The organism is Sphingomonas sp. F9_3S_D5_B_2, from assembly GCF_054263715.1.
In genome coordinates this window covers 440,857-467,407 of record NZ_JBSZFB010000001.1, presented here as the reverse complement: position 1 = coordinate 467,407, position 26,551 = coordinate 440,857, and the positions used below count along the sequence as shown (strand labels likewise).

Below are 26,551 nucleotides of genomic sequence, written 5' to 3'. Positions count from 1 at the left end.
CTAAGCCTCACTCGTGCCAGCTTTTGCCGTCGCGCTCCGTCAGAGCGATGGCCGCGGAAGGGCCCCAGGTGCCTGCAGCGTAAGTCCGGGGCGTAATCCCCTGCTCCGCCCAGGCGGCGCGAATCTGGTCGATCCAGAGCCATTGCGCCTCGACCTCGTCGCGTCGGACGAACAGCGTCGGATCCCCTTCGATGAGGTCGAGAAGCAGGCGCTCGTAGGCAATCCGCCGCCGAAACTCGCTAAACGCATTGGCAAGACCGATGTCGAGCGGGATCTCCCGGAGACGCACGCCCTGCCGATCGAGACCCGGCGTCTTGGCCATGACCAGGAGACCGATGGTCTCCTCTGGCTGCAGGCCGATTATGAGCTTGTTCGGCCGCGTCGTGGCCCCGCGCGAGCCGAAGATGTTGTACGGGACGTCGCGGAACTGGATGAAGATCTCGGTGCGCCGCGCAGGCATGCGCTTGCCGGTGCGGAGGTAAAACGGCACGCCCTTCCACCGCCAGTTGTCGACGTAGGCTTTCAGCGCGACGAAAGTCTCAGTCGTGCTCTCGTGGCCGAGTTCTTCGACGTAGCCTGGCACTGGCTCCCCATCGACTGCGCCGCGGCCGTACTGGCCGGTAACCGTGTGCGCCTGCGCATCCGCCGCGCCGATGGGGCGCAACGAGCGGATGACCTTGACCTTCTCGTCGCGCACCGCCGTGGCGTTGAAGCTGGTCGGCGGCTCCATCGCAACCAACGCGAGCAGCTGCAGCATGTGGTTCTGGACCATGTCGCGGAGGGCGCCGGAGCCGTCGTAATAGTCGCCACGGCCCTCAACCCCGACCGTCTCGGCAACCGTGATCTGCACGTGATCTATATGCGCGCTGTTCCACAGCGGCTCGAAAAGAGAATTCGCGAACCTGAGTGCGAGCAGGTTCTGCACCGTCTCCTTGCCCAGATAGTGATCGATGCGGAACGTCCGCTCCTCCGGAAAGGCCGATGCCACCGCGTCGTTGATTTCCCGGCTCGACTGGAGATCGGTGCCGAGTGGCTTCTCGAGCGCCATGCGCACCGTGGCGCACGCCAGCCCTGCTCCGGCAAGACCGTCGATGGTCGGCTTGAACAGCGATGGAGCTGTCGAAAGGAAGATTGCGACGCCGCCGCTCGGGTCACCGACCTGGCTTGCCAGCTCACCGAACGCCGCCGGGTCCTTGATGTCGAGCGGGACGTAATGGAGCCGCATCAGGAACCGCTCGGCGACGTCTTCCTTGAGGAAGCCTTCAGCGACATGCTCCTCCAGAGCCGCTTTCGCCCTCTCCCTGAAAGCTGCGTCGTCGAGCACCGTACGTGCAGTGCCGATGATCCTCAGCCGTTCAGGCAGGAGCCCATCAGCATCAAGGCCATACAGCGACGGAAGCAGCATCCGTCGCGCGAGATCGCCTGTCGCACCGAATAACAGGAGAGTGGAAACCGTGTCGGCCATTGCGCGCCTATATGCGTCCACGCGCGCAAGCAAAGAGCGAAAATCCGTCAGCTTCCGCGAACCGGCTGTTTGGTTTTGAAGCAAGAACCTCGATTTCCGACAACTTCGTTCGGAATCGCAACTCTTCGTCGAAGCAAACGGCAGGTCTGTCGAACCATTCGCCCCATCAGCGCTTGCAACCGGCGCCGAACCGTCCAAATGCGGCGCCTCCCCCGAGTCTAGCTGCGACCAGAAAGTGCTTCCGATCGATTCTCCCGACTGCCGACGCTCCCGAAACTCCCGTTCTTTCATCGCCCTAGCCGCAGCGGCATTGCTGCTGTCCGCGTGCGGAAAGAGCGACTCGCAGGCCGCCGGCGGCGGCCGTGGCGGACCGCGGGGCAACGCTCAGGTCGGGTTCGTGGTCGTCCAACCAACGTCAGTGCCGCTGCAGACATCGCTTGGTGGCCGCACCGTGGCATTCCAGACATCGGAGGTCAGGCCGCAGGTCAACGGCCTGATCCGTGCCCGCAATTTCACTGAGGGCTCGATCGTCCGTCAGGGCCAGCCGCTATTCCGGATCGACCCGAGCATCTACCAGGCCGCAGTGAACCAGGCGGCCGCCAACGTCGCCAACGCCCGCGCCGCCGCCGAAGCCGCGCAGGTCCGCGCCTCACGCTACCGCCCGCTGGCCCGGATGGAGGCGATCTCGAAGCAGGAGTACACGGACGCGGTCGCGCAAGCGCGCCAGGCGAACGCCTCCGTGTCGCAGAACAATGCCGCCCTTCAGACCGCCAAGATCAACCTTCGCTTCACCAACATTCCGGCCCCAATTACCGGGCGCATCGGCCGCTCCCTGGCGACGGTCGGTGCGCTCGTCACCGCGAACCAGGCTGATCCGCTTGCGGTGATCACCCGGACCGACCCGATCAACGTCGATATGCAGCAATCGAGCGCTGACCTCCTGGCTCTCAAGCGCGCACTCAGCGTCGGCGGAGTGCAGCCAGGCAGCACGCAGGTCCGGCTCAAGCTCGAGGACGGCAGCGATTACGGCTACACCGGCACCGTCCAGTTCTCCGAAATCGTGGTCAACGAAAGCACTGGGACCGTCACGCTGCGGGCGCGCTTCCCCAACCCGCAGGGCGTCCTGATGCCGGGCATGTTCGTGCAATCCGTCTTCACGCAGGCTGTCGAGCCAAACGCTTTCCTCGTCCCGCAGGAAGCCGTGCAGCGGGACATTGGCGGCGAGGCGTATGTCTTCATCGTCGGCCCAGGTAACAAGGCGGAGCGCCGCGCCGTGAAGGCCACTCGCACCTTCGGCCCGAAGTGGGTGGTCACCGGCGGGCTTCGCGCTGGCGACAAGGTCATCACGCAAGGAACCGGCAACCTCAAGAGCGGAGCGAAGATCCGCCCGGTGCCGGCCACTGCTCCCGAGAAGCTGGTCCCGGGGAAGGCACCGGCTGGAGGGCAGCGCCGCTCCGGATCAGGCGGCGCCTAGACCTTGTCACGCATCTTCATCGACCGCCCAATTTTCGCCTGGGTACTGGCGATCATCGTGATGCTCGGCGGCATCGGCGCGATCATGTCGCTGCCGGTCGAGCAGTATCCCGACATCGCCCCGCCGCAAGTCAACATCCGCGCAAGCTATCCCGGCGCCTCCGCCGAGACGATCGAGAACAGCGTCACGCAGATCATCGAGCAGCAGCTCACCGGCATCGACGGGCTACTCTATTTTTCGTCCTCGTCCAGTTCGCGCGGGTCGGTGAGCATCTCGGCCGTCTTTGCCAAGGGCACCGATCCGGACACCGCGCAGGTCCAGGTTCAGAACCAGGTCCAGCAGGCAACGTCGCGCCTCCCGGCGCAGGTCCAGCAGCAGGGCGTGCGGGTCACCAAGTCGAACCCTGACTTCCTGCTCATCGTCGCCGTGTACGACGCGACGAACCAGCGCACGAACATGGATGTTTCGGACTATCTCGCGTCCAACATCCAAGACCCCCTCTCGCGCGTGCCCGGGGTCGGCGACATCAACGTGTTCGGCGCGCCGCACGCGATGCGGATCTGGCTCAACCCGCAACGGCTCGCGGCATTCTCCCTGATGCCGAGCAACGTCGTCGCCGCTCTCCAGGCCCAGAACACCGAGGTCGCGGCGGGCGAGATCGGCGGCGTCCCGCAGCCCTCCAACCAGATGCTCAACGCGACCGTCACCGCGCAGTCGAAACTGTCTACGCCGGAGCAGTTCCAGGCGATCGTGCTCAAGACCGATCCCAGCGGCGCGACTGTCAGGCTGGGAGACGTCGCGCGCGTCGAGCTAGGCGCGGAGAACTACAGTACGGTGACGCACGTCAACCGCCACCCTGGCGCCGGCATCGCCGTCTCGCTCGCCCCGGGCGCGGACGCCCTCAAGACGGCGAACCTCGTCAAGCAACGCGTCCAGGAGCTCTCTCAGAACTTCCCCGAGGGCATCCAGTATGCCTACGCCAACGACACAACCGACTTCATCAAGCTGTCCGTCGAGGAGGTCGCCAAGACGCTGTTCGAGGCGATCGTCCTGGTCGTGCTCGTCATCTTCGTGTTCCTGCAGAACTGGCGCGCCCTCCTCGTGCCCGCGATCGCCATCCCCGTCGTGCTGCTGGGCACCTTCGGGGTGTTCGCCATCGCCGGTTTCACCATCAACACGATGACGCTGTTCGGCCTGACACTGGCCGTCGGTCTGCTCGTCGACGACGCCATCGTGGTGGTGGAGAACGTCGACCGCGTGCTTCACGAGCATCCCGGGATGAGCCCGCGCGAAGCGACCATCAAGTCGATGAGCGAGATCCAGGTCGCCCTGGTGGCCATCGCCATGGTCCTGTCCGCGGTGTTCCTGCCGATGGCGTTCTTCGGCGGGTCGACCGGCGTCATCTACAAGCAATTCTCGATTACGATCGTCTCTGCGATGGTCCTGTCGGTGCTCGTCGCGCTGATCCTTAGCCCGGCGCTGACCTCGACCCTGATGCGCCCCCCGAAGCGCGACGATTCGGAGCCAAGCTGGATCGATCGCCGTGCTCCCGCGATCGGCAATACCGTTCGCCGCGGGCAGACGTGGTTCAACAACGGCTTCGAGCGGATGGTTGCCAAGTACCGCCACAGCGTCATCTGGGTCATCGACCACAAGGCGATCGCCCTGATCGCCTATGCTCTCATCGTCGTGTTGCTCGTCTTCATGTTCCTGCGCCTTCCGACCGGCTTCCTGCCAACCGAGGACCAGGGCGCAGCAAGCGTCCAGTTCCGCCTGCCGCCGGGCGCTACCCAGGTACGCACGCTCGAAGTTCAGAACGCGATCGAGCGCTATTTCCAGCAGCACGAAGCCAAGAACATCCGGACCCTGTTCACGGTCGCGGGTGGTGGTGGCGGCGGCGGCGCAAGCGGCCAGAACACCGGCCAGGGCTTCATGAACCTCGCGCCGTGGGAGGATCGCAGCGGCAAGGAGAACACTGCCGACGCCATCGTCCAGCGAGCCTCCAGCGCCTTCCGCAACCTTCGCGACGCCCAGGTCTTTGCTCTTGTCCCCGGCGCCATTCGCGGTCTTGGCCAGTCGAACGGCTTCACGCTCGAGTTCCAGAACCGCAGCGGCATGAGCCGGGAGGAGTTCCAGGCCGCCCGCGACCGACTGCTCGAGCTCGCGAATGCCGATCCCAAGCTGACCGGAGTAAGGATCGGCGATCTGCCGGACGTTGCGACGCTGAAGATCGACGTGAACGAGCAGGAATTGACCGCCCTCGGCGTCGACCAGAACGACGTCAACAACACGCTGTCGACCGCGTGGGGCGGCCGCTACGTGAACGACTTCATCGACCAGGGCCGCGTCAAGCGGGTCTACGTTCAGGGCGACCAGGCTTTCCGCTCCGACCCGCAGAGCCTCAACCAGTGGTACGTCCGCTCGTCGACGGGCAACATGACGCCATTCTCCTCGTTCGCGCAGACCGGCTGGGCGACCACTCCAAGCAGCCTCTCGCGCTTCCTTGGCGTGCCCTCGTTCGAGTTCCAGGGCCAGCCGGCACCCGGCGTCAGTTCGGGCGAGGCGATGGACGAGATGGAAAAGCTCGCCGCACAGATCCCCGGCACGAGCACCGCCTGGGCCGGCCAGTCCTACCAGGAGCGGCTTTCGTCCGGTCAGGCACCGCTGCTCTACGCCGTGTCGCTACTGGTCGTCTTTCTGTGCCTCGCCGCACTCTATGAAAGCTGGTCCATTCCCCTCGCGGTTCTGCTGATCATCCCGCTCGGCTTGGTCGGTGCCATCTTCGCAGTCACGCTGCGGGGACTCCAGAATGACGTCTACCTGCAAATCGGCCTGCTCACGACGATGGGCCTCGCCGCGAAGAACGCGATCCTGATGATCGAGTTCGCCGAACAGGCAGAACGCAAGGGAGCGAGGATCATCGACGCCGCGCTAGAGGCAGCGCGCATCCGGATCCGTCCAATCCTGATGACCAGCTTCTCTTTCATCTTCGGCGTGATGCCGCTTGCCATTTCGACCGGCGCCGGCGCCAACAGCCGCATCGCCATTGGCACCTCCGTAATTGGCGGGATGGTCACCGCGACGATGCTGGCGGTGTTCTACATTCCGCTCTTCTTCGTGTTGGTGCGGCGCAGCGTGCGCGACGGCATCGCCAAGGTCCGTGAGCGCTTCGGCCGTCGCCGGGTGGTCGAGGCGTGAAGCGCACAATCGCCCTCATTGCGCTGCTGGCGACATCCTGCACGACCATGGAACCGGCATACGTGCGGCCGGGCCCGGCCGTACCCCCGTCCTGGCCGGTGGGTGACGCCTACCTCAGGGCAGCCGAAGCTCCCCTCCCCGCCGTCCGTTACACGGACATCTTCCGCGATCAGCGTCTCCAGACGCTCATCGGCCAGGCGCTCGCGAACAACCGCGACCTGATGGTCGCTGCCGCCAACATCGCCGCCGCTCGCGAGCAGTATCGAATCCAGCGCGCCAGCCAGTTCCCCACCGTGGGAGCAAGCGCCGGCGCAAGCGTCACCGGGACGCGCAGCAACGGCAGCAGTAGTGGAACCGGCAGCGGCAACGGATCGGGTTCTGGCTCCGGATCGGGTTCAGGCTCCGGTTCCGGGTCGGGGTCCGGCAGCAGCGGAAGCTCCGGTCGGGACGTAGTCGCCAACTACAATGCGGGAATCAGCGTGCCGAGCTTCGAGCTCGACCTGTTCGGCCGCCTTCGCTCACTGACCCACGCTGAGCTAGAGAACTACTTCGCCACTGAAGAGGCCGCGCGGGCCACTCGATTGACGCTGGTTGCCGAGGTCGCTTCGGCCTGGCTGACCCACGCCTCGGACGCGAGCCTGCTGCGAATTGCCGAGGAGACTGCCAGGAGCGCGCAGCGAAGCGTCCAGCTCACGCGGCTCCGGCTGGAAGGCGGGATCGCTCCGCGCACGGACCTCCGCCAGGCTGAGCAGATCCTGGACCAGGCGCAAGCGGACCTCGCGCGCCAACGCACCCTGGTGGCGCAGGACGTCAACGCCCTTCAACTGCTGGTCGGGACGCCGATCGCACCCGGCCTGCTTGCGACTTCGATCGACGAAGCATTCGGCACCGTCGTTCCGCTTCCTGCCGGCGTGAATTCCTACGTGCTGCTTCGCCGACCGGACGTGCTCCGGGCCGAATATCAGCTGCGCTCAGCGAACGCGCAAATCGGCGCCGCTCGCGCAGCACTGTTCCCCCGCATCAGCCTGACGGGACTGCTCGGCTTTGCAAGCACCGCGCTGACCAGCCTGTTCACCGGCGGCGCCTTCGGCTGGAGCGCGGGTGCCGACGCCAGCTACACAATCTTCGAGGCCGGCGCTGGGCACGCCAGGGTGCGCCTGACCGAAGCCCAGCGCGCTGCGGCGATCGCCTCCTATCAACGGACGATCCAGACGGCCTTCCGCGAAGTCGCCGACGCCCTCGCTCGCCGCGGCACGATCAACGACGAGCTCGCTGCCCGCCAGCGCCAGCAGGCGGCGGCAGGCGACACCTACCTGTTGACGGAAGCGCGATACCGGGCCGGCATCGATCCGTTCCTCAACGTGCTCGACGCACAGCGGTCGTACTACGCTGCCCAGCAGACGCTGGTCACGACCAAGCTCACGGCGGCGCAGAACCTTGTCGACCTCTACCAGTCGCTCGGCGGGGACTCGCTGCTCGAGCCACCACCACCGAAGCCCTAGGATTTCTGCTTCAGGTACGGCGCCATCGAGAACGGGTCGGACTTTTGCGGCTTCTGCTGCAGCATCCCCAACTGGCCCGCAAATACCAGGCAGGCGCCCGCGGCGATCGCCAGGCCGTACGGGATGCGGCCGCTGCCGAGCTTTCGCTTGGGCGCGTCGCCGCGGGATCGCAGCAGCCTTACCGCGATGAAACCGCAGGCCAGCAAACCCCCGGCGATCATTGTCGACGCAAGGAGCCACACCGCAGCGCTGAAGTTCATCCACAGCCCCAGGCAGGCGAGCAGCTTGATGTCGCCGCCGCCCATCTTGCCGGCGGCAAACAACGGAGTGCCAAGCGCCAGGATAGCAATGAAGACCACGGCGTTCTGCCAGAGTGCTATCGGCAAGCCCTGCACGCCCATGGCGGTCAGCGCACTCAGCAGCACTGCGAGGCAAGTTACGTTGGAGATGCGCAGCCGCATCGCATCTTCCACGGCCGCGGCAAGGAGCGCCGCAAGCAGGATGATGGTTAGCCACAGGGGCGAAACGGCGATCAGGTTCACTGGCCGGCGCCTGCCACCTTGAGGTTGTTCGCGGCGCGCTCGTACCACGTCCCGCTCGCCTGCAATGCCTGGGTGAAGGCCGCCACCGCCTTCTTCTGGTCTCCGCGGATGGCCGAAGCGACACCGACGTCGTTCAGCCGCGCTGCCCAATCCTGATCGCTCTCTCCCTGCACCCGCTGGGGCAAGTCGGTCGCGAGCGCCGCGCGCGCGAGTTCCAGATTGTTGGCGACCCGCTCCGATTTGGCGTGACCGGCCGCTGCCTCTGCGAGCAACTGCTCCGCCTGCTCCCAATTGCCGCGCATCAATTGCGACCAGCCGCGATTATTCAGTACCTCGGCACTGTCCGGCGCGAGTGCGGCCGCGCGTTCGAACGCGGCATCGGCGGCCGACCAGTCGCTCTTCATGTCCGCAACAACACCCTGCGCGTTCCACGCGCGCCAGGATGCGTTTGTGGCAGCCGTCGCGCAGTCGATCAGCCGGGAGGCATTCCTGACGTCTTTGAGCTTCAGCGCCGCGATTCCTGCACGTTCGCACAGGTAACTATCGTTGGGACGGCCGACGAGTAGCTGCTGATAGAGGGCGAGGGCCTCGGCGTATCTCCCGGTTGCGAAGTTCACGTCAGCGACGAGCCGGTCGACTTGGGGGCCTTTGGCACCCTGGGCGACCATGGCCGAGATCATGATCTGCGCTTGCTCCAGTCGCCCGACGTCGATCGCATGCGCAGTGTCCGCCAGCGTGGGTGACAACGGCACGCTCGGCGCCGAAGCAGGCGCGTGCGTTGCGGCCGCGGCGGCCGGAGCGGGCGCTGCAACAGCGCTCACGGCAATTAGCAGTGCAGCGATCATCCGCGGACTTGCGTGTTCCTGCCGGCAGCCGCGTCGCGCCCAAGCAGCACGACGATTGCGTCTCCCTGCTGCTTGATGCCGGGGCGGAAGCCGAACTGGCCAGCAAGGTTGTGGCCCGTCGCCTGGCGCCCCGCCGGGTACATGACGACGCTGCTCGCAAGAACCGCATCGGCATCACCGATCTCGATGTTCCGCCAGCCGCGATTCGCCAGATAGTTGCGGGTTCGCGCAGCAAGGCCCTGGTTGCGAGCGGCGTTCAGCAAGCGGATGTTCGGCCGGCCCGCCCTTTGTCCAAGTGGCGTCCAGCGCACCGTCACATTCTGTGCAGTGCGTGCAACGATCCTCGGCTGCCAGATCGGCTGGCCGGCAGTGACGAGAGCGACTTCGCGGGGCGACAAGCGCTCCAGCCGCACCACCTCAGACCGGGGCTCGATCGCTGGTGGCGTTGGCGCAATTGCGACAGCCACTCGGGCAGGCGGAAGTGCGACAGTCACGCTTGCACCCGGTGTGCCAGCAAGAGCCGATTGCGGCATGGCCGGCGCCACTTGGCCGACTGATTCACCGGCCTCCGAGCGCAAGGCGAGAGCCTGGTCCCACTTGCCTTGGGCCTCGAGCGATCCTGCGAACGCGCTGAGCACCACCTCGCTGTGCGGCGCGACCGCCAGCGCCATCTCGTAATATTGCCGGGATAGGTCGACGCGGCCCATGTGGTCGTAACAATTGGCCAGCCCTCGCATCGCTTCGGTGTTCTGCGGTTGCTCCCGAAGCGCTGCCCGGTACCCCTCGATTGCCAGTCCGATGTTCCCGAGCGCAAGTTGCCCGCGCGCGATCGCCAGCTTCTCGTTGCCGACGCCGAGCTTGGCCGTGCGATCGCCAATGGAGCGGACCTCCACCTGCGCGGCGTCCTTGGTCGCACATCCGCTTGCAGCGGCTGCCGCGGCCCCGAGAAGAAATGCCATCCCCCTGCGCATGTTCAACCTCCGTGCTGGTGAAGTACCGGAAGGATCGCGCGGACCACCCGGATTGCCGCCGGCAACATCAGCACACCGATCATGCTCGGGAGCATGCAGGCGACCAGCGGAATTGAAATCAACACTGGCAGGCGGTGCGCCTTTTCTTCGGCACGCATGCGCCGCCGCTCCCGCATTTCCGACGCATAGACGCGAAGTGTCTGGGCGATCGATGAGCCCAGCTTCGTCGACTGGATGAGCAAGGTCGCGAATGCGCGGATCTCGTCCGCGCCGGAACGGTCGGCGAGGCGGCGAAGCGTATCCTCGTAGCTGCGCCCCGCGCGAAGCTCGAGCACCACCGACCCGAACTGCTCCGAGAGCAGCGGATGCGACGACGTCATCTCCATCCCGACGCGCGCGAAAGCGGCTTCGAGGCCAAGACCCGCCTCGACGCACACCAGCATCAGGTCGAGGGCGTCCGGAAAGCCATTGATCAGCTCACGCTGCCGCCGGTCCGCCTTCGCCCGAATAAAGATGTTCGGAAGGTAGAGACCGAGGGCCGCGGCAACAACGAGCGCAAAGTAGAGCTTGATGATGCCCGGCGTTGAACCGCTCAGCCAGAACAGGGTCAGCACCAGAACCGGCAGTGCGACCACCATGACCAGCCGCACGAGCGTATAGACGCGCGGCGCGTAGGGCGCCGTGTAGCCCGCCGCGATCATCTTCTGCCGAAGCGCATCGCTCTTGGTATCGCCGAGGCTCAGGCCCGACTTTTCGATCGAGTTGACGAGGTTCAGCCAGGCGTTCTCCGCGCGCTCGGAGCGTAGCGAACCGACCGTTTGAGTGCCGCCGCCGCTCAGCCTTGGTCCACCCTCGGCAAGGCGTCGGCGAGTCTGCTGACGAACGGCAAGGCCTTGGGTCGCGAAGAAGGCCGCCGCGGCAACCCCGGCAAACAGGAGCGCCAGCATCAGCAAGCGTAGCAATGAATTTTCGGCAACGAGTTCGAGCATGTCGTCAGACCTTCAGATCGACCATCTTCCGGATGGAGAAGAAACCAATGAGGTAGAGGATGAAGAGGCACGCGAACCCCGGCACGAACCACGGGTCGTTCGCGACATCGAGGAAGAACCTCGGGTTGAACACGAACAGCATGGTGAACGTGAATACCGGCAGCACCGTCAGCATCAGCCCGGTCATCCGGCCCTCGCTGGACAGCGCCCGCACCTTCATCATCATCGACTGACGCTCGCGGATGACGGTCGAGAGATTCTCGAGAATTTCCGCGAGATTGCCTCCCGTTTCGCTCTGCACCGACAACGAGACGACGAACATCCGCATGTCTTCCAGGTCCCAGCGCTCGGCCATCGCCTGCAGCGAGTCCCGAAGCTCCGCGCCGTAGGTAACTTCGTCGACGGCAAGCCCGAATTGCGATCCGATCGGATCGGGCATCTCGACGGTGAGCAGGTCGAGCGCCGCTGCAATCGGATGGCCGGCTCGAAGGCCGCGCACGAACACGTCAAGCGCGATCGGGAACTGCTCTTGGATCTTCTTGCGATTCTTGTTCGCCTTCCAGTTCAGGACGGTGAGCGGCAAAGCTCCGCCAAGCGCCGCAGCAAAAGCCGCGCAGATGACGATGCGCCCGAAGCTGATCGCCATGTGCGATCCGGCCATGAACAGCAGCAGGAAGAAGAACACCGCCAATGGCGCAATGACGACGATCAGCATCAGCCGCGGCGTCGCCAACGTGACTTGCGCCTGCATCAGCGTCCGCTCGAGCTTTCGCGCCCAGCGATCGATGATTGGCGGAAGGCCGGCTGGGATCGCGGACTCCGAGCGGCGAAGCAGGTTCATCGCCTCGCCGTGCGTACGGCCGCGGCCGATCATCTGCAGCCGCAGGTTGATGGCTCGCCCGCCGGCGCGATTGCTCGCGATCCAGCGCACCAGCACCTCGACGGCAAGTACGACTGCACTGAAGATGCAGACGAGTATGATCGCTCTAATCCAGGTCGGGCTCATCAGTCGAACTTCGCATCTGGCCGGAACAGGTCCGGCGAAAGGGATATGCCGTGCGAAATTGCCTGGTCGAGGAATCGCGGCCGGATGCCCGTCGCCTCGAAGCGGCCCTGCACCTGCCCGTCACCGGCCATGCCGGTCTGACGGAAGCGGAAGATCTCCTGCATGGTGATCACCTCGCCTTCCATGCCCGTGATCTCGGACACGCTCATCAGGCGCCGCCGGCCGTCGGCGAGGCGCTGAACCTGGACGACGACGTTGATTGCCGACGCGACCTGAGCACGCGACGAGCGGATCGGGATGTCGATGCCGCTCATGCCGATCATCTGCTCGACGCGTGAAAGAGCGTCGCGCGGCGTGTTGGCGTGAATCGTCGTCATCGAACCGTCGTGGCCCGTGTTCATGGCCTGCAGCATGTCGAAGGCTTCACCGGCGCGAACTTCGCCGACGATGATGCGATCGGGCCGCATGCGCAGCGCATTCTTGACGAGCTCGCGCTGGGTGATCTCGCCCTTGCCTTCGATATTCGGCGGACGTGTCTCCAGCCGCGCGACGTGCGCCTGCTGAAGCTGAAGCTCGGCCGAGTCCTCGATGGTCACGATGCGCTCGCGTCCGTCGATGGCCGCCGACATCGCGTTCAGAAGCGTCGTCTTGCCCGACCCCGTACCGCCGGAAATCAGCACATTGCGGCGGGATGCGACGATCGCCCTGAGCACTTCGGCAACGGCCGCGGGGATGCTCCCGATCTCGACCAGGCGGTCCATGCCGATCGGCACCTTGGCGAACTTGCGGATCGACAGCAGCGAACCGTCCAGCGCCAGCGGCGGAACCACCGCGTTTACGCGGCTACCGTCTGCGAGCCTCGCGTCCACCATCGGCGATGATTCATCGATGCGGCGGCCGACAGCGGAGACGATCTTCTGGATGATGCGCACCAGGTGGCGCTCGTCCTTGAACCGCACCGGGCTGCTCTCAAGAGTGCCGTAGCGCTCGACGAACACGCAATCGTGGCCGTTGACCAGGATGTCCGTGATCGTCGGATCCTTCAGCAGCGGCTCGAGCGGCCCGAGGCCGAGAAGCTCGTCGAGCACGTCGGCAACAAGCTGCTTGCGCTCGGCGTGGTTGAGCGGCTGGTTCTGCTTGGCCAATTCCTCGCCGACGATCTCCCCGACTTCGGCCTGGATCTGCTCGCGCGGAATCTGGTCGAGTGCCTGGAGATTGATGACGTCCAGCAGCCGCTGGTGAAGCGTCACCTTGAGTTCGGTGTGCTTGTCGCGATTGGCAAACGCACCCGCATCCCCGACCCTGACGAGGCGCCGGTCGGCTAGCGGCTCAACGCGCTCGACCTCGTCGGCCGAGTCCGGCTGCTGCCGTGTTTTGTGAATTTGCCACATCTTACCGTTCCAATCCGACTGCTGCCGCTACTCCGGCATTGAGCGTATCGATGTCTTTGCCCAGCGCGCTCTTGCGCTTGAGCTCCCCGAGCGGGACACCACGATCGATCGCGGCACGCATCAGCACCGGATCGTTCGAGATCGTAAAGGCGACGTCGCGGCCGAGGGCCTGGCGAACATCGGTCGAGCGGATGTTCCTGCTCTGGCTCTTGTCGAAACGGTTGGCGACGATGCGAACGTCCAGTCCGCCGAGATCCTGGGAGTCGAGCAGTTGCAGCTGCTTCTTGGCGCGATGGAGGCCGGCAACGCTCAGCTCGGTGACGAGAAGAACGAGGTTGGATCGCGCAACCAGCGACAGCGACCAGTTCGTCCAGTTGGACGGAAGATCGACGAACACAGTCCCGAACTCACGGGTGGCAAGGTCGACAACCTCGAGCAGATGATCGCTCGAAATGCCCTCCAGCGGCATCATCTCCGGCGGCGCCGCGATGACCTTCAGCCCGCTCGGATGTTCGGTCGTGGTTGCCCGCAGCAGGTCCGCGTCGAGGCGCGTGCCGGCTTCGAGCAGGTCGAGCAACGACAGCTTGGGGCGCAGTCCAAGCTGGAACGCAACATCGCCAAACTGCACGTCGAGGTCGATCAGGCAGGCTTCCCGGCCGCACGCCACCTCACTCTGTGCAAAGCGGATCGCAAGCTGGCTCGTCAAAGCCGTCGCCCCGATCCCGCCGAGGCCCTTCACAACGCTGATCAGCTTGGCCTTGCGGGCATCGGTCGCCTGCGCCGTATCACGGATGTTCTCGCGCAACGGCCCGACGGACGTCTCGAGGTCTTCGATACTGAGCGGCAACGGCACGACATCGTGCGCACCGGACCGGACGAGCGCCCGGACCAGCGCAAGCGGCGGATCATAGGCAGCTGCGATCAGCGGCGTCTCGGTGGACTGCGCGAGGCGCTGAAAGCGTTTGACCGATGCCGGCGTGTCCGGGTCTACCTGCACCACCGCGGCGGCGGCTGAAGACAGGTCCTCGGGATCGATCCAGTCGGTGACAGGAGCGATGTAGAGGTGCAACGGCAAGCCGGCGACGCGTGCTTCGACGAGCCCGGCGGCGTCACCTTCAACGCCGCTGAGATACAGGTGGACGGCAAGCTCGCGCTTGTTAGTCTGCCACGTCCGAGCGGTCTCGTTAGGGGTGATGACGCTCATCTCCTGTGCACTAATTCGAGTCTGACCCGACGCCGTCTTCAGCAGTCAGCGTCGTTGCGAAATCCGGCATCGCCATCGATGTCAGCATGAAGCCCGTCACCGGGAAGAACCGCATTCCCTTCAAGGAGACCGTGACGAGTGGTGACATGGCCATGCCGGTAGGATCGCCGGCAAAGCCAAGACCAGATCCACGATAATCGACCTGCACGTTCGTTGCCTGGATATTTGGATCCATCTTCTGCAAACGGCCCACCAGACTAGTGAACGCCGTTGCATCGCGCGTCAGTGCCGGACAGGGAGCAGTTTCGCACGTGCAGGACACAGACGTGCAGCGAAGGTTGCCAAGTGCGGTCGCAGGTATCGTGTCACCGGCTTTTACCGTCCCCGCGACATAGGTTTCCGTCTTCAAGGCGCTGGCAATCGGATCGGTTACGATTGCGAAGCGCGCGCCCATCTGCGTTGCCTTCTCGGCCCGGTTGTACTCCCAGGCGAACCGGCCCCCATCAATGATTCCAAACAGCAGGATGATGAGCAGCGGAAGCACCATCGCGAACTCCAAGGCCGAAGCACCACTGGTATCCTGGAGGAGCTGCCGCCCGATCATATCCCGGTGACCGCCACTTGTTCGGAAGAGTAGAGGGAGTAGCCGGCGGCGTGGAACCCGAAGTTGCCGACGACAGGGTTGTAAGGCAGCTGGGCGGTCACTGTGACGACCGGGACCTTGCCGGTCGGAGATCCACTGTAGAGACCGGTCATCGGGACCGAATTGGCAGCAGTGACGCAGCTCACGGTCATTGAGAAGCTCGCGTTCTGGCTTGTCCAGTTGGGAAGCTGGTCCGATCCGCCACTAAGTTGCCCCGTGCGGACAAGTGTCTTCGTATCGTCCTTAACCGACTGGGAGATCGACGGAGTTCCGCTTACGCAATCATAGGCGCTCATGTTCCGCCGCGCCGCATAGGCCGCGCCGTCCCGCACAGCTTTTACAAGCGTGTGCTCACGCAAGAAGTAACTGCCAAGCTCGATCGAGCCCGTCATGATGACGAGCAGCAGCGGAAGCACCAGCGCCATCTCCGCAGCCGCCGAACCGGACCGATCGCGATAGATCGGCGTGCGCATCATTTAAGCAGCCGCGGCCGCTGCCGCAGGTAATATTGGAATGCGTTTTCTCCGTTCGGCTTGGCGGCAGCGCCTATGACCTCGCCGTAGATTTGCGTGTTTCCGGTCGCATAAGGAGTCGTGCGGCCAAGCGACGGCTCGACAAGGAAGACGTCAACAAAGCGTTTCACCCGCGCGGCCGACTTACCGTTCATGCCGGTGCAATCGACAGCGGCGATGGTCAGGACCCGGCGGTCCTTCTGCGTCGCGCTTGCAGCAACGCCCGTGCCGTTCACCGGATAGGGGTAAGCGCACTTGTTCGTGAAGGTGTAAGTCCCGCTAGCGCTGTTCTTGTTTTTCGGCTTGAACGACGGAGCATCGGTCGGATTCGTCAGGATCGCCTTCAACCGATTAGCCTTATCGGCCAGTTCCCACTTGTAGACGTCCCACCTCGACAGGGTAGCAGACGTCTTCCCAAGCGATGCCGCAACTGTCGAGACGTTGTCGGAGGAATGGATAGATGCGAAATACGCCGCCCTGTCCCACGTTGCATCGCCGAAGTTCCCGCACGTACCATTGATGTGGCAATTGTCGCGCGGGAACCCCTTCGTATCCGCTCCCTGTGTGAAGTCCGAAACATTGGCGCCCGCTGCTCCGCAAGCTGGACGCGGCGGCACCGTGCCCGACGTTCCATCGACATCGACAGTCTCTGTCCGGACCAGATCCTTGCGGGTGTTTTGGGATGGGCAGTAATCGCCCGTGCCAGTGGAACAATCGCCCTTCTTGAGCGGGTTCGCGTAGAGGTCGAAACGGGTGTTAAGATAGTCGTTGACCGAAGCCTTATTGCCAGGTTCCGTGTCGATGCCATCGGTGTTGTTATAGCAGCCGGCAGACTCTTGATTGATGGCAAGATTGATCTTCAGGCCGCTCGCGCCGTTCCCGAAGTCAAGATAGCCATAATTGCCCGGAACCCACGCGCCTGTGCTCGGTCCCGGCTGCAGTAGAAGTCCTTTGCCGACGTCCGCCGAAGTCGGAAAATCAGTGTTGGTGCTTGGGATGCAGATCATCATCGGCGGCACTTTGCACACTGCAGAGGACAAGCTCGCGACCGCCTCGGCGTCCAGCGTTCCGGAACTGAGCGCTCCGACGATGGGGGTCAGTGCGAAATAGGCAGTCCGGCCATTAACCTGGACGATGACGACCTTGGCGTCGGCATCGGTCTTGGCCTCATCGCCCGGTGTGTCCGTCGTTTGATTGTAGGACTGATAAAAGCGGATCTGTCCCGTTGCATCGCAAGCTGCCTCGTTCGGGACTGTGATGCCACGCGCTCCCCCGTCGTTCGCGAACAAGGTTGAGTTCGCCAGCAGGTTGGATGCTGCCGCGCCCGCACGCTTGCAGGCGTCCGTTGAGCCGTCGAGCTGACTCGCCGCCGCAAGCGCAGCTTGATCGGCAGCATTCTGCAACTCGGTGTCCAGTGCAGCCATGTGCGCGTAGTCGAATGCGATTCCGCCGGCCGCGAGCAGTCCGACGAGAGAAAGCGCAACCGTAGGCGCAACCGCCCCGTCAGCGGATTTCCACAAGCGTTTCAACGTGCGCCGCATGTTCAAGCATCCTTAGCGCGAGGAACCTGAGCTGCTGCCCGTGGTCTGCATCGTCTCGATCGCCTTCACCGCGTCCGTGCGGTAGCGCTTGAGAGCTGCCTGGGCCTTGGCGCCGTTGTCGCCGGGCTGAGCCCCGCCTTGCGGATAGACCGGGTCCGGATTGATGATCTGCGCCGCAGCATCGTACTTGGTGACTTCGCCGAAGCCCGGATCTTCCTCGCCGATGTGCGCGGTGTAGGCCGTCCGGCAGCCGCACATCAGCAGCATCGAAGCGGCGAGCAGCGTAAGCTTAGAGGACATGTCCGTAGTCCTTCTCGAAACCGGAGGGCTGTTTTTGCGCCATGCCGCCCGGAGCGAGCGGGGGCGGCGGCGGCGCGGCAGCGGCCGGGGGAGCGTAAACTTCCACTCCCGACGGGGGCATCGCCGCGTCCTGGCGCCCGTTGAGGAGCAGGTCCGCCTCGTTCGGCGGCTTCACGCGGTCGGTCGGCACCTGCAGCGTTCCGGCGCGAACCGGCCGCACCAGGCGCGGCGTCACGATAATGACCAGCTCGGTTTCCTCATGTTGGAAGCCGGTCGATCGGAACAGCGTGCCGATGATCGGCAGCGAGCCGAGCAGCGGCACCTGGCGGATGGTGTCCTGAAAGTCCTTCCGCAGCAGGCCGGCCAGCGCGAAACTCTCGCCATCGCGCAATTCGACGACGGATTTGGCGCGGCGGGTCTGCAGGCCCGGTATTGTCAGGTTGTTGATGACGATCGACGCTGACGGGTCGATCGAGCTGACCTCCGGTGCCACGACCAGGTTGATGACGCCGTCGGCAAGCACCGTCGGAGTGAACGCAAGGCTGACGCCGAACGGCTTCCATTCGACAGTGAAGGCGCCGTTGCTGTTATTGTTGCCGCCGCCGCCGCTGTTCTGAACGACAGGAACCGGGAATTCGCCGCCGGCGAGGAAGCTCGCGGACTCGCCCGACAGCGCGGTCAGCGTCGGCTCCGCGAGCGTGTTGACGTCGCCCTTGCGCTCGAGCGCGTCGAATGCGGCCCAGAAGTTGAGGCCTCCGATGCCGAACTTGCGCGTCAGCACTGCGGCGGTGTCGATGACCGACCCGACTGAGAGCTTGCCATTGCCGAAGGGCAGGCCCGTGTCTGCGCCGGTACCCGGGGTCAACGACGAACCGGCTCCGATCACGCCGGCGAAGTTGGTGCCGTTGTCCCCGCCATAGCGGAAGCCGAGCTGCTTCAGCGCCGATCGCTTCACTTCCGAGAAGCGGACTTCGAGCATCACCTGCTGCGATGATCCCATCGCCATCAGGTTGACGACCTTGCCCGGTGCGTAGGTCTCGGCGAGCTGGACGGCGCGATCGGCGTCGACCGAGCTCGGGACCACGCCCTCGAGGACGATGGAGTCGTTGGAGATGCGTGCGCCGATGTTGTCGCCCGGCATGAGTTCCGAAAGCTGGCGCTTCAGGGTCATGACGTCCGGGCCGACGACCACGTCGACGACGGCGATCAGGCGGTTGCCGCGGTCGTAGAGCGTGAGGCTGGTCGTGCCCGCCTTCTTGCCGAGCACATACACCGACGTGTCGCTCAGCGGCAGGACGTCGGCGATTTCCGGATTGCCGATCAGCGCCTTGGAATAGGGCCGGTCGGCGCGAAGCACCTGGCTCTTGTTGACGGGCACCTCGAGCTGCCCGGCGTGAACGCCTTCGGCGACACTGACCTGGGCAGTCGCGGGCTGGGCTGCGAGTGCAGCCGCAAGGACCACCCCGACAACGCTCGCGCGCTTGAAAGTCTTGGCGGTCATCATCCCCCCACCTGGTAATTGTTGCTGGTCGTCCCCCGGTAAACTTCGACGTTGCGTCCGCTCTCGACCGCTGGAGCCGGCTTGGCAGCAGCGACGCGCGTTGGCGTGGTCCGCCGCACCGTGACGCGCGGCCGCGAGGTGGCGCGGATCTGGGCGGCGCTGCGGTCGATCGACCCGGCCACCGAGCTTCCGAAGCCGCCGACCACCGCAGGCGCCGGATAGCGCGCACCGCCGTAGAGATTGTAGCGCAGGTCGCTCAGGCTCACCGTCTCGACAACGGGATTGTTCTGTTCGCCCGGCTTGCGAAGCACCAGGCTCAGCGAGCCCGCTTCCTGGGCCAGCGCAAGCTTCTGCGCGTCGAGCGGATTGACCTCGAGCGTCGCGGTCCGCGCCACCTTGGGCGAGCCGTCGTCGTTCTTGGCCTGCTGGTCGAGCGCGATCACGCGGACGTTCTGCAGAAGCACGTCGGTCAGCTGCTGGTTGCCGTTGGCGTTGGCGACTTGCCGCGTGATCAGCACGTCGACGCTGTCGTTCGGCTGCACAAAGCCGGCGACTCCGGACACGTCGTTGATCCGCACCGACGCGGCGCGCATGCCCTCTGGCAGCAGCGCGGCGATCGAAGCGCCCTGGCCGACGCCGGAAATCTTGGTTGCGAGGATCGGCTCGTTGACGCCGATCGGCATCAGGGCGACCCGCTGCTTGCCCGCCGGCAGAAGCTGCGCGGCGTTGACGAACACGCCGGGCGGGATGCTGCTGTTGGGATAGTCGACAAAGCGGACCTTGTCGGCCGTGATGTCGGTGCCATAGGCGAGTGGGACTGATGCAACGGCGACTTTGGTCGTCCCGTTCATCGCCGACTGCTGCTCTTTACCGCTGAGATAGACGTTCGCGATGTAGACCGCGAGCACCCCCAAAACGAGCGCTACCCCGAGCGCAATCCACGATTGCCGTGTCAACATAAGCGCCACCCCCGCGGCGATGTGTAACTTGGAATTTTGCGCGGGCGTCAGCGCCCGCTCAACGATCGCCCCCGCTCCTGCGCCGCTTAGGCACAGACGCGCGAAGTCGGAGGCCGCGACCTGAGCCGCGGCCCCCGTCAACGATTAGCCGCAGTTGGTGGTGTATGCGGCCGCACCACGCGAGCTAACGCAAGTGGCCGCGCTGTTCATTGCGCCGGCGACGGCATTGCCCAAACCGATGGCGGCAATGGCGATGGCCGAGCCGACAATTGCGAGGATCAGGGCGTATTCAGCGGCCGAGGCACCGGCCTCGTCGCGCAGCATGTTGATGAAAGTCTTCATGGTCATTCCTTCCTTAGAAACATCCCACGCCATCAGGCGCGAGCTCCCGCTTCGCTGGTCGGAGAAGGAAGATTACGCCCCCCGGCGGCTGCCCTTGGAACCGAACAACCAGGCAGCTGCCGCGCCCCCGCACGCTCAGCTGTCACTAGGGCTGCCGTTTCGTTAACGCAGAGTCAACCATATGCGTTTAACAGTTTCTTAATGCAACTCTAGATAGAAATCCGGCTAAGCTATTGATAAACGACCGATCTTCGCCTCCGGCAGCGACTTCCGAAGCGGCGATTTATGGGAACCGTCTCGTTTCGGGACGGTCGGCGGTCGGGATACGCCGCGTTTAAATGGCGGTTTTTGTTACGCTTTTGCTACGAAAAAGCGAATCAGTATCGCGATGCAACGCGAGATTGAGGCCCGTCAGGCGGGCACCCGCTGCCGGTACGTTACGTTCACGCGACGCGACAGCAGCAGGTAGGGCAGCCACAGTCCGATGCTGATCAGCACCTTCTTCACGTTACCGGTCAGCATGCCTTCGAGCGCCGTCGCAACCGCGGGCGGCAGGGGGCCCGCGGCAACCACCAGCTTGGCCGTCACCATCTGCATCGCCAAATCGCCGATCCAGATTGCGGCGAGCAGTCGCGGGAACAGCGGCACGCGACGAAGCGCCGCGACGAAGGCGATCATGTAGAGGCTGCCGAACGCGACGACGTCGAACGTCATCGCGAAGTGCAGCGCCGACAGCCAGCTCGGCGCCACGGCCGGGATGGGTGGCATGGCGGCGAAATATTCCGCAGTGCGCAGCGGCACGTTCAGCATCATCCCCACCATGAGGGAGACCATCAGGCCCGTCGTGCCGAAATAGCGGTGGCGACCAGCCTCCCGTGGTGTGACTGAACGCCAGCGCCCCACACGTGCCAGCCGCGTCGCCGGCTGCGGCTGCAAATGCCCATCCTTGAACCAGTGGAGCGCAAACATCGTCGATGCGAACGGCGCGACAACGACCAGCATGTAGGAAGCGAAGGTCGTGACCGGCGCACCGCCAGCTGGGTGCGGACTGAATGCAATCCTGGCCGCTGCGATAAAGCCCGCGAGAATGAGCCAGAGCTTGAGGATGCGATCCAGACGCGCATCGAGCGAGATCGCGAGGGCGGCAGAGCGGTTCTGCAATCTTTGGCCGTACCGCTCTAGCACTGAGTGACTTCCTCCTGACTTCCGTCAGCTTAACAACGCCACCCCTTGCAATATGGTAAATGCCCTCTGCGTTTGCGAGTTCCCGTCAATAGACAGTCAGGATGGCCACAGGTCGGAGTATTAGCGCGCGACGGTAGACGGCCGCTCCTGGAACGATGCCAGACAATCGCGGTCATCTTGGGCCGCAGTCACACTCTTGGTGTGAGTCCCACCAAGCTTCGATGTCTGCACATAGAGGGCCGCAAGCAAGACTGGCGGAACTGCCCAGGGAGCGAAATAGGTCAGCTCAGGCGAGACGAATGCCAACGACAGGACAGCCCGTTCGAATAAGCTCAGCTCGACCCATCGAGTCCAGAGCAGAAGTGCGATCCCCAAACACGTTACCGTCATGTCATAGTTGAAAACGTATGGCACGATCAGGAACGTTGCAGTTGCGAACGTGAATGCATCCACTTTACGTGATCGAGCGATCAGGAACATGGCGTTGGCGCCGAACACAACTTGTGCAGCGAGACCAGCGATGCCGTGCCCGTATGCGACGTAAGCGGAGGGCATCATGCGGAAATAGAAATCGCCAGTCGTCCTTGTGAGCACATCGGTTTGAGCCGCGGTCGTCGCGGTAAAGAAATCGAACCAGGTCGCGGGACCAAACACGGCCGCGCTGCCCAGAACCAGCGTCGCCGTGGTTACTACAGCTCCTAACAAGGCCCTCCACCGCGTCACGGTCGCAAGCGCTATGAGCAGGCCCATGTGCGGCTTGATCGTGAGAAGGCCCGCCATCACTCCCGAGGTGACAGGGCGCCTCCGGAGGTTACGGAAGAAAAGCAGCCAAAGGGCGCCGAGAACGAAGCCGTAATGCCCGTTCCAGATGTTCAGCAGGGCAGCAGGAGTTACGAGGACCCAAACAGGCCTAAACCCGGCCGAAAGCGCCGGCTTCGCCGCGCAGTAGAAAACCGCGCAACCAAATACCGTCCAAAGTGCCAAAGCGAGGTAGTAAGGAGCTAGCGCGAATGGGGTGTCTAAGAAGAGCGTATGCGGCGGGTAGCTGAAATTCTGCAGGTTCAGCACGTCTAGTTGCCGATACATCGCTAATCGGAAGCAGTTCTCGTCGAAAGCACACCAGGGGCTTCCCTGAAGCGCCAAGCGTCCCGCGATCCACTCGTTGCTGAAGTCGCGACCAAGCACCCTACCGATGTGGCGCGTGAAGATGTCAGCCCCCAAACTGACCACCGCCATTACCGACCCGAGACTCCAAAGAAGGGCCCAGTAGAGGAACGGCGGCTTAGCCTCGCCACACGTCGAGTTGCTCACGAGGAACGCTTCTGACGGGCCCTCAACCCCCACCGGACAAAACCCGTCGCAGCTGATCCTGGAACGCGTGCAGCTTCTCGCCCTGCAACACACCGGGGCCGCCGGCGAGCTTCACGCCGACGGGGTTCACCGGGCGCCCGCCCTTGAGCACTTCGAAGTGGACGTGCGGGCCGGTCGACAGGCCGCTCGACCCGACATAGCCAATCACCTCGCCCTGGCGCACCAGCGCTCCGGGTGCCGCGGCAATCCGGCTCATGTGGCCGTAAAGCGTCTCAAGCCCACTTGCGTGCGCGATCTCGACGGCACGTCCATAGCCGCCCCGCCATCCGGCCGAGACGACCCGGCCGTCAGCGGCGGCGACGATCGGCGCGCCCCATGTCGCGGCAACATCGACGCCCTTGTGAAAGCGGGCGTAGCCGAGGATCGGGTGGAAGCGCTCGCCGAAGCCCGAGCTGATCCTGCCATTCACCGGCAGGCGCATGGCGCTCTCGCCGGAGCCGCCGACGCCATCCCCGTTGACCCAGATCATGGTCTTGCCGTCGGTCCACTTCATCAGCTCGACATCGGCGCGGGCAACCCGGTCGAGACCGACGTAGAGCAGCCGGCCGAACCCGCCGCGCGGCAGCTTTTCGACGACGAGGTCGAAGCGATCGGCGACGCTCAGCCCATCGGCCAGACGGATGGCGCGCGCGAGCACCGCCACATATTCCCTGCCCTGCGCCGCCGGCACTCCCGCACTCTCGAGGGAGCGGGTCAGGTCGGCGCCGACCACGCCGGTGAAGCGCTGTGAGTCGGCGTCGGTCGCTGGCTGCTGGGATACCGGCGCAGCAGCGGCAGCGCCGAGATAGCGCGGCTGCTGCGGAATGACTGGGGAAGAGACCGGCTCCGGACTGCTGCTCGAAGGCAGAGCTGCAGCCGTGCTGATTACCAGGATCGCCAACGCGGCACCGCCGAGCGCCAGGGCCACGACGTGCCGGCGCGGAGACGCAATGCGCGCGTCGGTGCGCTTCGCTGCTGCGAAGTCCTGCATTGGTACTGCGTTCACGGCCGTGTGCCCCCCTATAGGCGCGGCTCGGTTCCAGTGCCGTTTTCCTACGTTCTTTGGGTTCGCGTCAAGAAAAGTTTAACAAAACGCCGTGGGACACCGGTTTCGCCCTTGGCGGCAGCGCTGGCGCCCCCCTATGTCATGGCCATGGCTGTACTCGTCACAGGGGTTGCGGGATTCATCGGCGCTGCGACCGCTCGCGCCCTGCTGGAGCGCGGCGATGCCGTCGTCGGCATCGACAATCTCAACGATTATTACGACCCTGGACTGAAGCGAGCGCGCCTCGAAACGCTGCACAAGGAATTCGGCAGCGAACGCTTCCGCTTCGCCGATATCGACTTCGCCGACGCGCAGGCTCTCAACGCACTCGCCGCGTCCGTCGAATTCGATCGCATCGCCCATCTCGGTGCCCAGGCCGGCGTCCGCTACAGCCTTGAGAACCCGTCCGCCTACGTCCAGTCGAACCTGGTCGGCCACTGCAACATGCTCGAGCTGGCCCGCGCCAGGCGATCGAGCCACTTCGTCTATGCCTCCTCGTCGTCGGTGTACGGCGGCAACAAGAGCATCCCGTTCCGCGTCGAAGACCGCGTCGACCATCCGCTGTCGCTCTACGCCGCGACCAAGAAAGCCGACGAACTGCTGAGCGAATCCTACGCCAGCCTTTACCGCCTGCCGATGACCGGCCTGCGCTTCTTCACCGTCTACGGACCGTGGGGCCGCCCTGACATGGCGATGTGGATCTTCACCAAGGCGCTGCTCGAGGACCAGCCGATCCCGCTCTACAACGGCGGCGAGATGCGGCGCGACTTCACCTACGTCGACGACATCGTTCGCGGTGTGGTTGCCTGCCTCGACGGCCCGCCACTCGACGACGGCTCGGTCAAGGCCGGCGGAAGCACGACTCCGCACGCGCTCTACAATATCGGCAACAGCCGCAGCGAGGACCTGATGCGCCTCGTCACGATCCTCGAACAGGCGACTGGCCGGACCGCGCTCCTCGACCCGAAGCCGATGCAGCCGGGCGACGTGAAGGACACCTTCGCCGACATCAGCGCCATCGAGCGCGATCACGGCTTCGCCCCACGCACGACAATCGACGAAGGCGTGCCGCAGTTCGTCCGCTGGTATCGCGATTACCACGGCCTCTGAGTGAGCCTGCCGGCCGTCCTGTCCGGCCTGCGCCTGCCGGTCATTGCGGCGCCCATGTTCATCGTCTCGACGCCCAAGCTCGTCATCGCGCAATGTACTTCGGGGATCGTCGGCAGCTTTCCCGCCCTGAATGCTCGCCCGGCAAGTCAGCTCGACGAATGGCTGCATGAGATTGGGGAGGCGCTCGCCGCCTGGGATCGTGACCACGCGGAACAGCCCGCCGCGCCGTTCGCAGTCAACCAGATCGTGCACCGCTCGAACGACCGCTTCGAGCAGGACATGGCCGTATGCGCAAAGCGGAAGGTGCCGATCGTGATCACGTCGCTCGGCGCCCGTCCCGAGCTCAATGAAGCGGTCCATCAGTGGGGCGGCATCACGCTCCACGACGTCATCGACGACCGCTTCGCCCGCAAGGCGATCGACAAGGGCGCCGATGGATTGATCGCCGTCGCTGCCGGTGCTGGCGGTCATGCCGGCCGCTGGTCGCCGTTCGCCTTGCTCCAGGAGATCCGCACCTGGTTCGACGGGCCGCTGGTCCTGTCAGGCGCCATCGCGACCGGCGCTGCCGTGCTCGCCGCGCGGGCTGCGGGCGCCGACCTCGCCTACGTCGGCTCCGCTTTCATCGCCACGAACGAAGCGAATGCGCCCGACGCCTACAAGCAAGCCGTGGTCGACGGCGGTGCTGCCGACATCGTCTACACGGACCTCTTCACTGGGGTTCACGGCAGTTACCTGCGCTCTTCGATTGTCGGCGCGGGCCTCGATCCGGACAATCTCGCTGGCGTCGACCCCACGGCGATGAAGTTCGGATCGGAGGGCTCTTCGCGTCCCAAGGCGTGGCGCGACATCTGGGGCTCGGGCCAGGGCATTGGCGCTGTCGATCGCGTCCGCCCTGCGGCTGATCTGATTGACTTGCTCGCCGAGCAATACGCGGCCGCGAAGGCTCGCGTCGCGGCCCTCTAAAGCCCCTGCCCGCCGCTCAGTCCCCGTTCCAGTCGTCCCATCAGGGCGCGCGCCGGACTGAGCGTTGCTTCCGGTTCAAAGCTGCCTTCGTCGATGCGCTCGACCCGCGCGTAGAGATCGGCGCTGGCGCGGATCAGGCGGCGCGCGTTCGGCGGGAGCTGATCGACGACCAGCGGATCGCTCGTCTGGGCATGGCCGAGACGCCGCTCCGGACGGCGGCCGCCCTGGAACTCGACTTCGCCGGATTCGATTGCGCGCTGGGTCAGCAACCAGGCGACAATGTGCATGATGCGCGTCGTGACTTTCAGCGACTCGCAGGCGAAGCCGACCCTGGCGAACGGGTCGAGCATTGCACGCTCTTCGCGGCCGGCATCGTCGAAATAGGACCGCGTCTCGTCCGCCAGGACCATCGCCTCCGTGTATAGGGAGTCGATCAGTCGTGACGTGATGCGCACTTGCGGCGGAGGCAGGTCCGAGTCGTCCATGAGCCAATGACAGTGCCACCGTTGCATG

Annotated in this window: 24 protein-coding genes; 5 read left to right on the top strand and 19 right to left on the bottom strand. The window is 64.7% G+C overall.

The genetic code is table 11. The features are described from left to right. Window positions 1-7: 7 nt before the first annotated feature. Window positions 8-1,465: a glucose-6-phosphate dehydrogenase gene (gene zwf, locus ACUXST_RS02320; protein ID WP_458388334.1), complete on the bottom strand. Its 1,458-nt coding sequence runs from the start codon at window positions 1,463-1,465 to the stop codon at window positions 8-10. Window positions 1,466-1,775: 310 nt separating this feature from the next. On the opposite strand from zwf, the gene ACUXST_RS02315 reads away from it, so the two are divergent. From ACUXST_RS02315 to ACUXST_RS02305, 3 genes are read left to right on the top strand one after another with little or no spacing between them, the layout of a single operon-like run. Further along, complete coding sequence (locus ACUXST_RS02315; RefSeq protein ID WP_458388333.1) at window positions 1,776-2,939, top strand: efflux RND transporter periplasmic adaptor subunit; 1,164 nt, start codon at window positions 1,776-1,778, stop codon at window positions 2,937-2,939. A gap of 3 nt (window positions 2,940-2,942) precedes the next feature. Continuing rightward, complete coding sequence (locus tag ACUXST_RS02310) at window positions 2,943-6,137, top strand: efflux RND transporter permease subunit (protein WP_458388332.1); 3,195 nt, start codon at window positions 2,943-2,945, stop codon at window positions 6,135-6,137. Between the two features lie 47 nt (window positions 6,138-6,184). Next, the gene (locus ACUXST_RS02305) at window positions 6,185-7,639 is read left to right on the top strand and encodes an efflux transporter outer membrane subunit (protein ID WP_458388994.1); all 1,455 of its coding nucleotides are present in this window, start codon (window positions 6,185-6,187) and stop codon (window positions 7,637-7,639) included. Here ACUXST_RS02305 and ACUXST_RS02300 read toward each other — a convergent pair. From ACUXST_RS02300 to ACUXST_RS02220, 17 genes are all read right to left on the bottom strand, one after another. Next, window positions 7,636-8,181, bottom strand: coding sequence for an A24 family peptidase (locus tag ACUXST_RS02300; RefSeq protein ID WP_458388331.1), 546 nt, complete (start codon window positions 8,179-8,181; stop codon window positions 7,636-7,638). The two genes, ACUXST_RS02305 and ACUXST_RS02300, sit on opposite strands and share 4 nt — an antisense overlap. Further along, on the bottom strand, window positions 8,178-9,002 hold the full coding sequence (locus ACUXST_RS02295; RefSeq protein WP_458388330.1) for a tetratricopeptide repeat protein: 825 nt from the start codon (window positions 9,000-9,002) through the stop codon (window positions 8,178-8,180). Before ACUXST_RS02295 ends, ACUXST_RS02300 begins: the two co-directional genes overlap by 4 nt. 20 nt (window positions 9,003-9,022) lie before the next feature. Then, window positions 9,023-9,997 carry a LytR C-terminal domain-containing protein gene (locus tag ACUXST_RS02290; RefSeq protein WP_458388329.1) on the bottom strand — a complete coding sequence of 325 codons (975 nt, stop codon included), beginning with the start codon at window positions 9,995-9,997 and terminating at the stop codon, window positions 9,023-9,025. Window positions 9,998-9,999: 2 nt separating this feature from the next. Continuing rightward, a complete protein-coding gene (locus ACUXST_RS02285; protein WP_458388328.1) occupies window positions 10,000-10,986 on the bottom strand; it encodes a type II secretion system F family protein in 987 nt (328 codons plus the stop codon). 4 nt (window positions 10,987-10,990) lie between these two features. Next, window positions 10,991-11,992, bottom strand: a complete 1,002-nt coding sequence (locus ACUXST_RS02280) for a type II secretion system F family protein (RefSeq protein ID WP_458388327.1) — start codon at window positions 11,990-11,992, stop codon at window positions 10,991-10,993. Further along, complete coding sequence (locus ACUXST_RS02275; protein ID WP_458388326.1) at window positions 11,992-13,383, bottom strand: CpaF family protein; 1,392 nt, start codon at window positions 13,381-13,383, stop codon at window positions 11,992-11,994. Before ACUXST_RS02275 ends, ACUXST_RS02280 begins: the two co-directional genes overlap by 1 nt. A gap of 1 nt (window position 13,384) precedes the next feature. Further along, window positions 13,385-14,587: an AAA family ATPase gene (locus ACUXST_RS02270; RefSeq protein ID WP_458388325.1), complete on the bottom strand. Its 1,203-nt coding sequence runs from the start codon at window positions 14,585-14,587 to the stop codon at window positions 13,385-13,387. Window positions 14,588-14,597: 10 nt separating this feature from the next. Continuing rightward, window positions 14,598-15,191, bottom strand: coding sequence for a TadE/TadG family type IV pilus assembly protein (locus ACUXST_RS02265; RefSeq protein ID WP_458388324.1), 594 nt, complete (start codon window positions 15,189-15,191; stop codon window positions 14,598-14,600). Next, window positions 15,188-15,706 (bottom strand): TadE/TadG family type IV pilus assembly protein, encoded by a 519-nt coding sequence (locus tag ACUXST_RS02260; protein ID WP_458388323.1) that lies wholly within the window; start codon window positions 15,704-15,706, stop codon window positions 15,188-15,190. The genes ACUXST_RS02265 and ACUXST_RS02260 overlap by 4 nt, the downstream gene beginning before the upstream one ends. Continuing rightward, complete coding sequence (locus tag ACUXST_RS02255; protein WP_458388322.1) at window positions 15,703-17,283, bottom strand: pilus assembly protein TadG-related protein; 1,581 nt, start codon at window positions 17,281-17,283, stop codon at window positions 15,703-15,705. Before ACUXST_RS02255 ends, ACUXST_RS02260 begins: the two co-directional genes overlap by 4 nt. 12 nt (window positions 17,284-17,295) lie before the next feature. Beyond that, on the bottom strand, window positions 17,296-17,583 hold the full coding sequence (locus tag ACUXST_RS02250; protein WP_458388321.1) for a hypothetical protein: 288 nt from the start codon (window positions 17,581-17,583) through the stop codon (window positions 17,296-17,298). Then, the gene (locus ACUXST_RS02245; protein ID WP_458388320.1) at window positions 17,573-19,084 is read right to left on the bottom strand and encodes a type II and III secretion system protein family protein; all 1,512 of its coding nucleotides are present in this window, start codon (window positions 19,082-19,084) and stop codon (window positions 17,573-17,575) included. The genes ACUXST_RS02250 and ACUXST_RS02245 overlap by 11 nt, the downstream gene beginning before the upstream one ends. Further along, complete coding sequence (cpaB, locus tag ACUXST_RS02240) at window positions 19,084-20,040, bottom strand: Flp pilus assembly protein CpaB (RefSeq protein WP_458388319.1); 957 nt, start codon at window positions 20,038-20,040, stop codon at window positions 19,084-19,086. The genes ACUXST_RS02245 and cpaB overlap by 1 nt, the downstream gene beginning before the upstream one ends. 147 nt (window positions 20,041-20,187) lie before the next feature. Beyond that, on the bottom strand, window positions 20,188-20,385 hold the full coding sequence (locus ACUXST_RS02235; protein WP_458388318.1) for a Flp family type IVb pilin: 198 nt from the start codon (window positions 20,383-20,385) through the stop codon (window positions 20,188-20,190). Between the two features lie 411 nt (window positions 20,386-20,796). Next, window positions 20,797-21,570, bottom strand: a complete 774-nt coding sequence (locus ACUXST_RS02230) for a DUF2569 domain-containing protein (protein ID WP_458388317.1) — start codon at window positions 21,568-21,570, stop codon at window positions 20,797-20,799. Window positions 21,571-21,690: 120 nt separating this feature from the next. Continuing rightward, on the bottom strand, window positions 21,691-22,806 hold the full coding sequence (locus tag ACUXST_RS02225) for a glycosyltransferase family 87 protein (protein WP_458388316.1): 1,116 nt from the start codon (window positions 22,804-22,806) through the stop codon (window positions 21,691-21,693). Window positions 22,807-22,903: 97 nt separating this feature from the next. After that, window positions 22,904-23,926, bottom strand: a complete 1,023-nt coding sequence (locus ACUXST_RS02220; protein ID WP_458388315.1) for a M23 family metallopeptidase — start codon at window positions 23,924-23,926, stop codon at window positions 22,904-22,906. A gap of 147 nt (window positions 23,927-24,073) precedes the next feature. Here ACUXST_RS02220 and ACUXST_RS02215 point away from each other — a divergent pair, with 147 nt between their 5' ends. Beyond that, window positions 24,074-25,075, top strand: a complete 1,002-nt coding sequence (locus tag ACUXST_RS02215; RefSeq protein ID WP_458388993.1) for an SDR family NAD(P)-dependent oxidoreductase — start codon at window positions 24,074-24,076, stop codon at window positions 25,073-25,075. Then, on the top strand, window positions 25,076-26,038 hold the full coding sequence (locus tag ACUXST_RS02210; protein ID WP_458388314.1) for an NAD(P)H-dependent flavin oxidoreductase: 963 nt from the start codon (window positions 25,076-25,078) through the stop codon (window positions 26,036-26,038). Here the strand turns inward: ACUXST_RS02210 and ACUXST_RS02205 are convergent. Further along, a complete protein-coding gene (locus ACUXST_RS02205) occupies window positions 26,035-26,523 on the bottom strand; it encodes a DUF1465 family protein (protein WP_458388313.1) in 489 nt (162 codons plus the stop codon). The two genes, ACUXST_RS02210 and ACUXST_RS02205, sit on opposite strands and share 4 nt — an antisense overlap. Window positions 26,524-26,551: the final 28 nt, after the last annotated feature.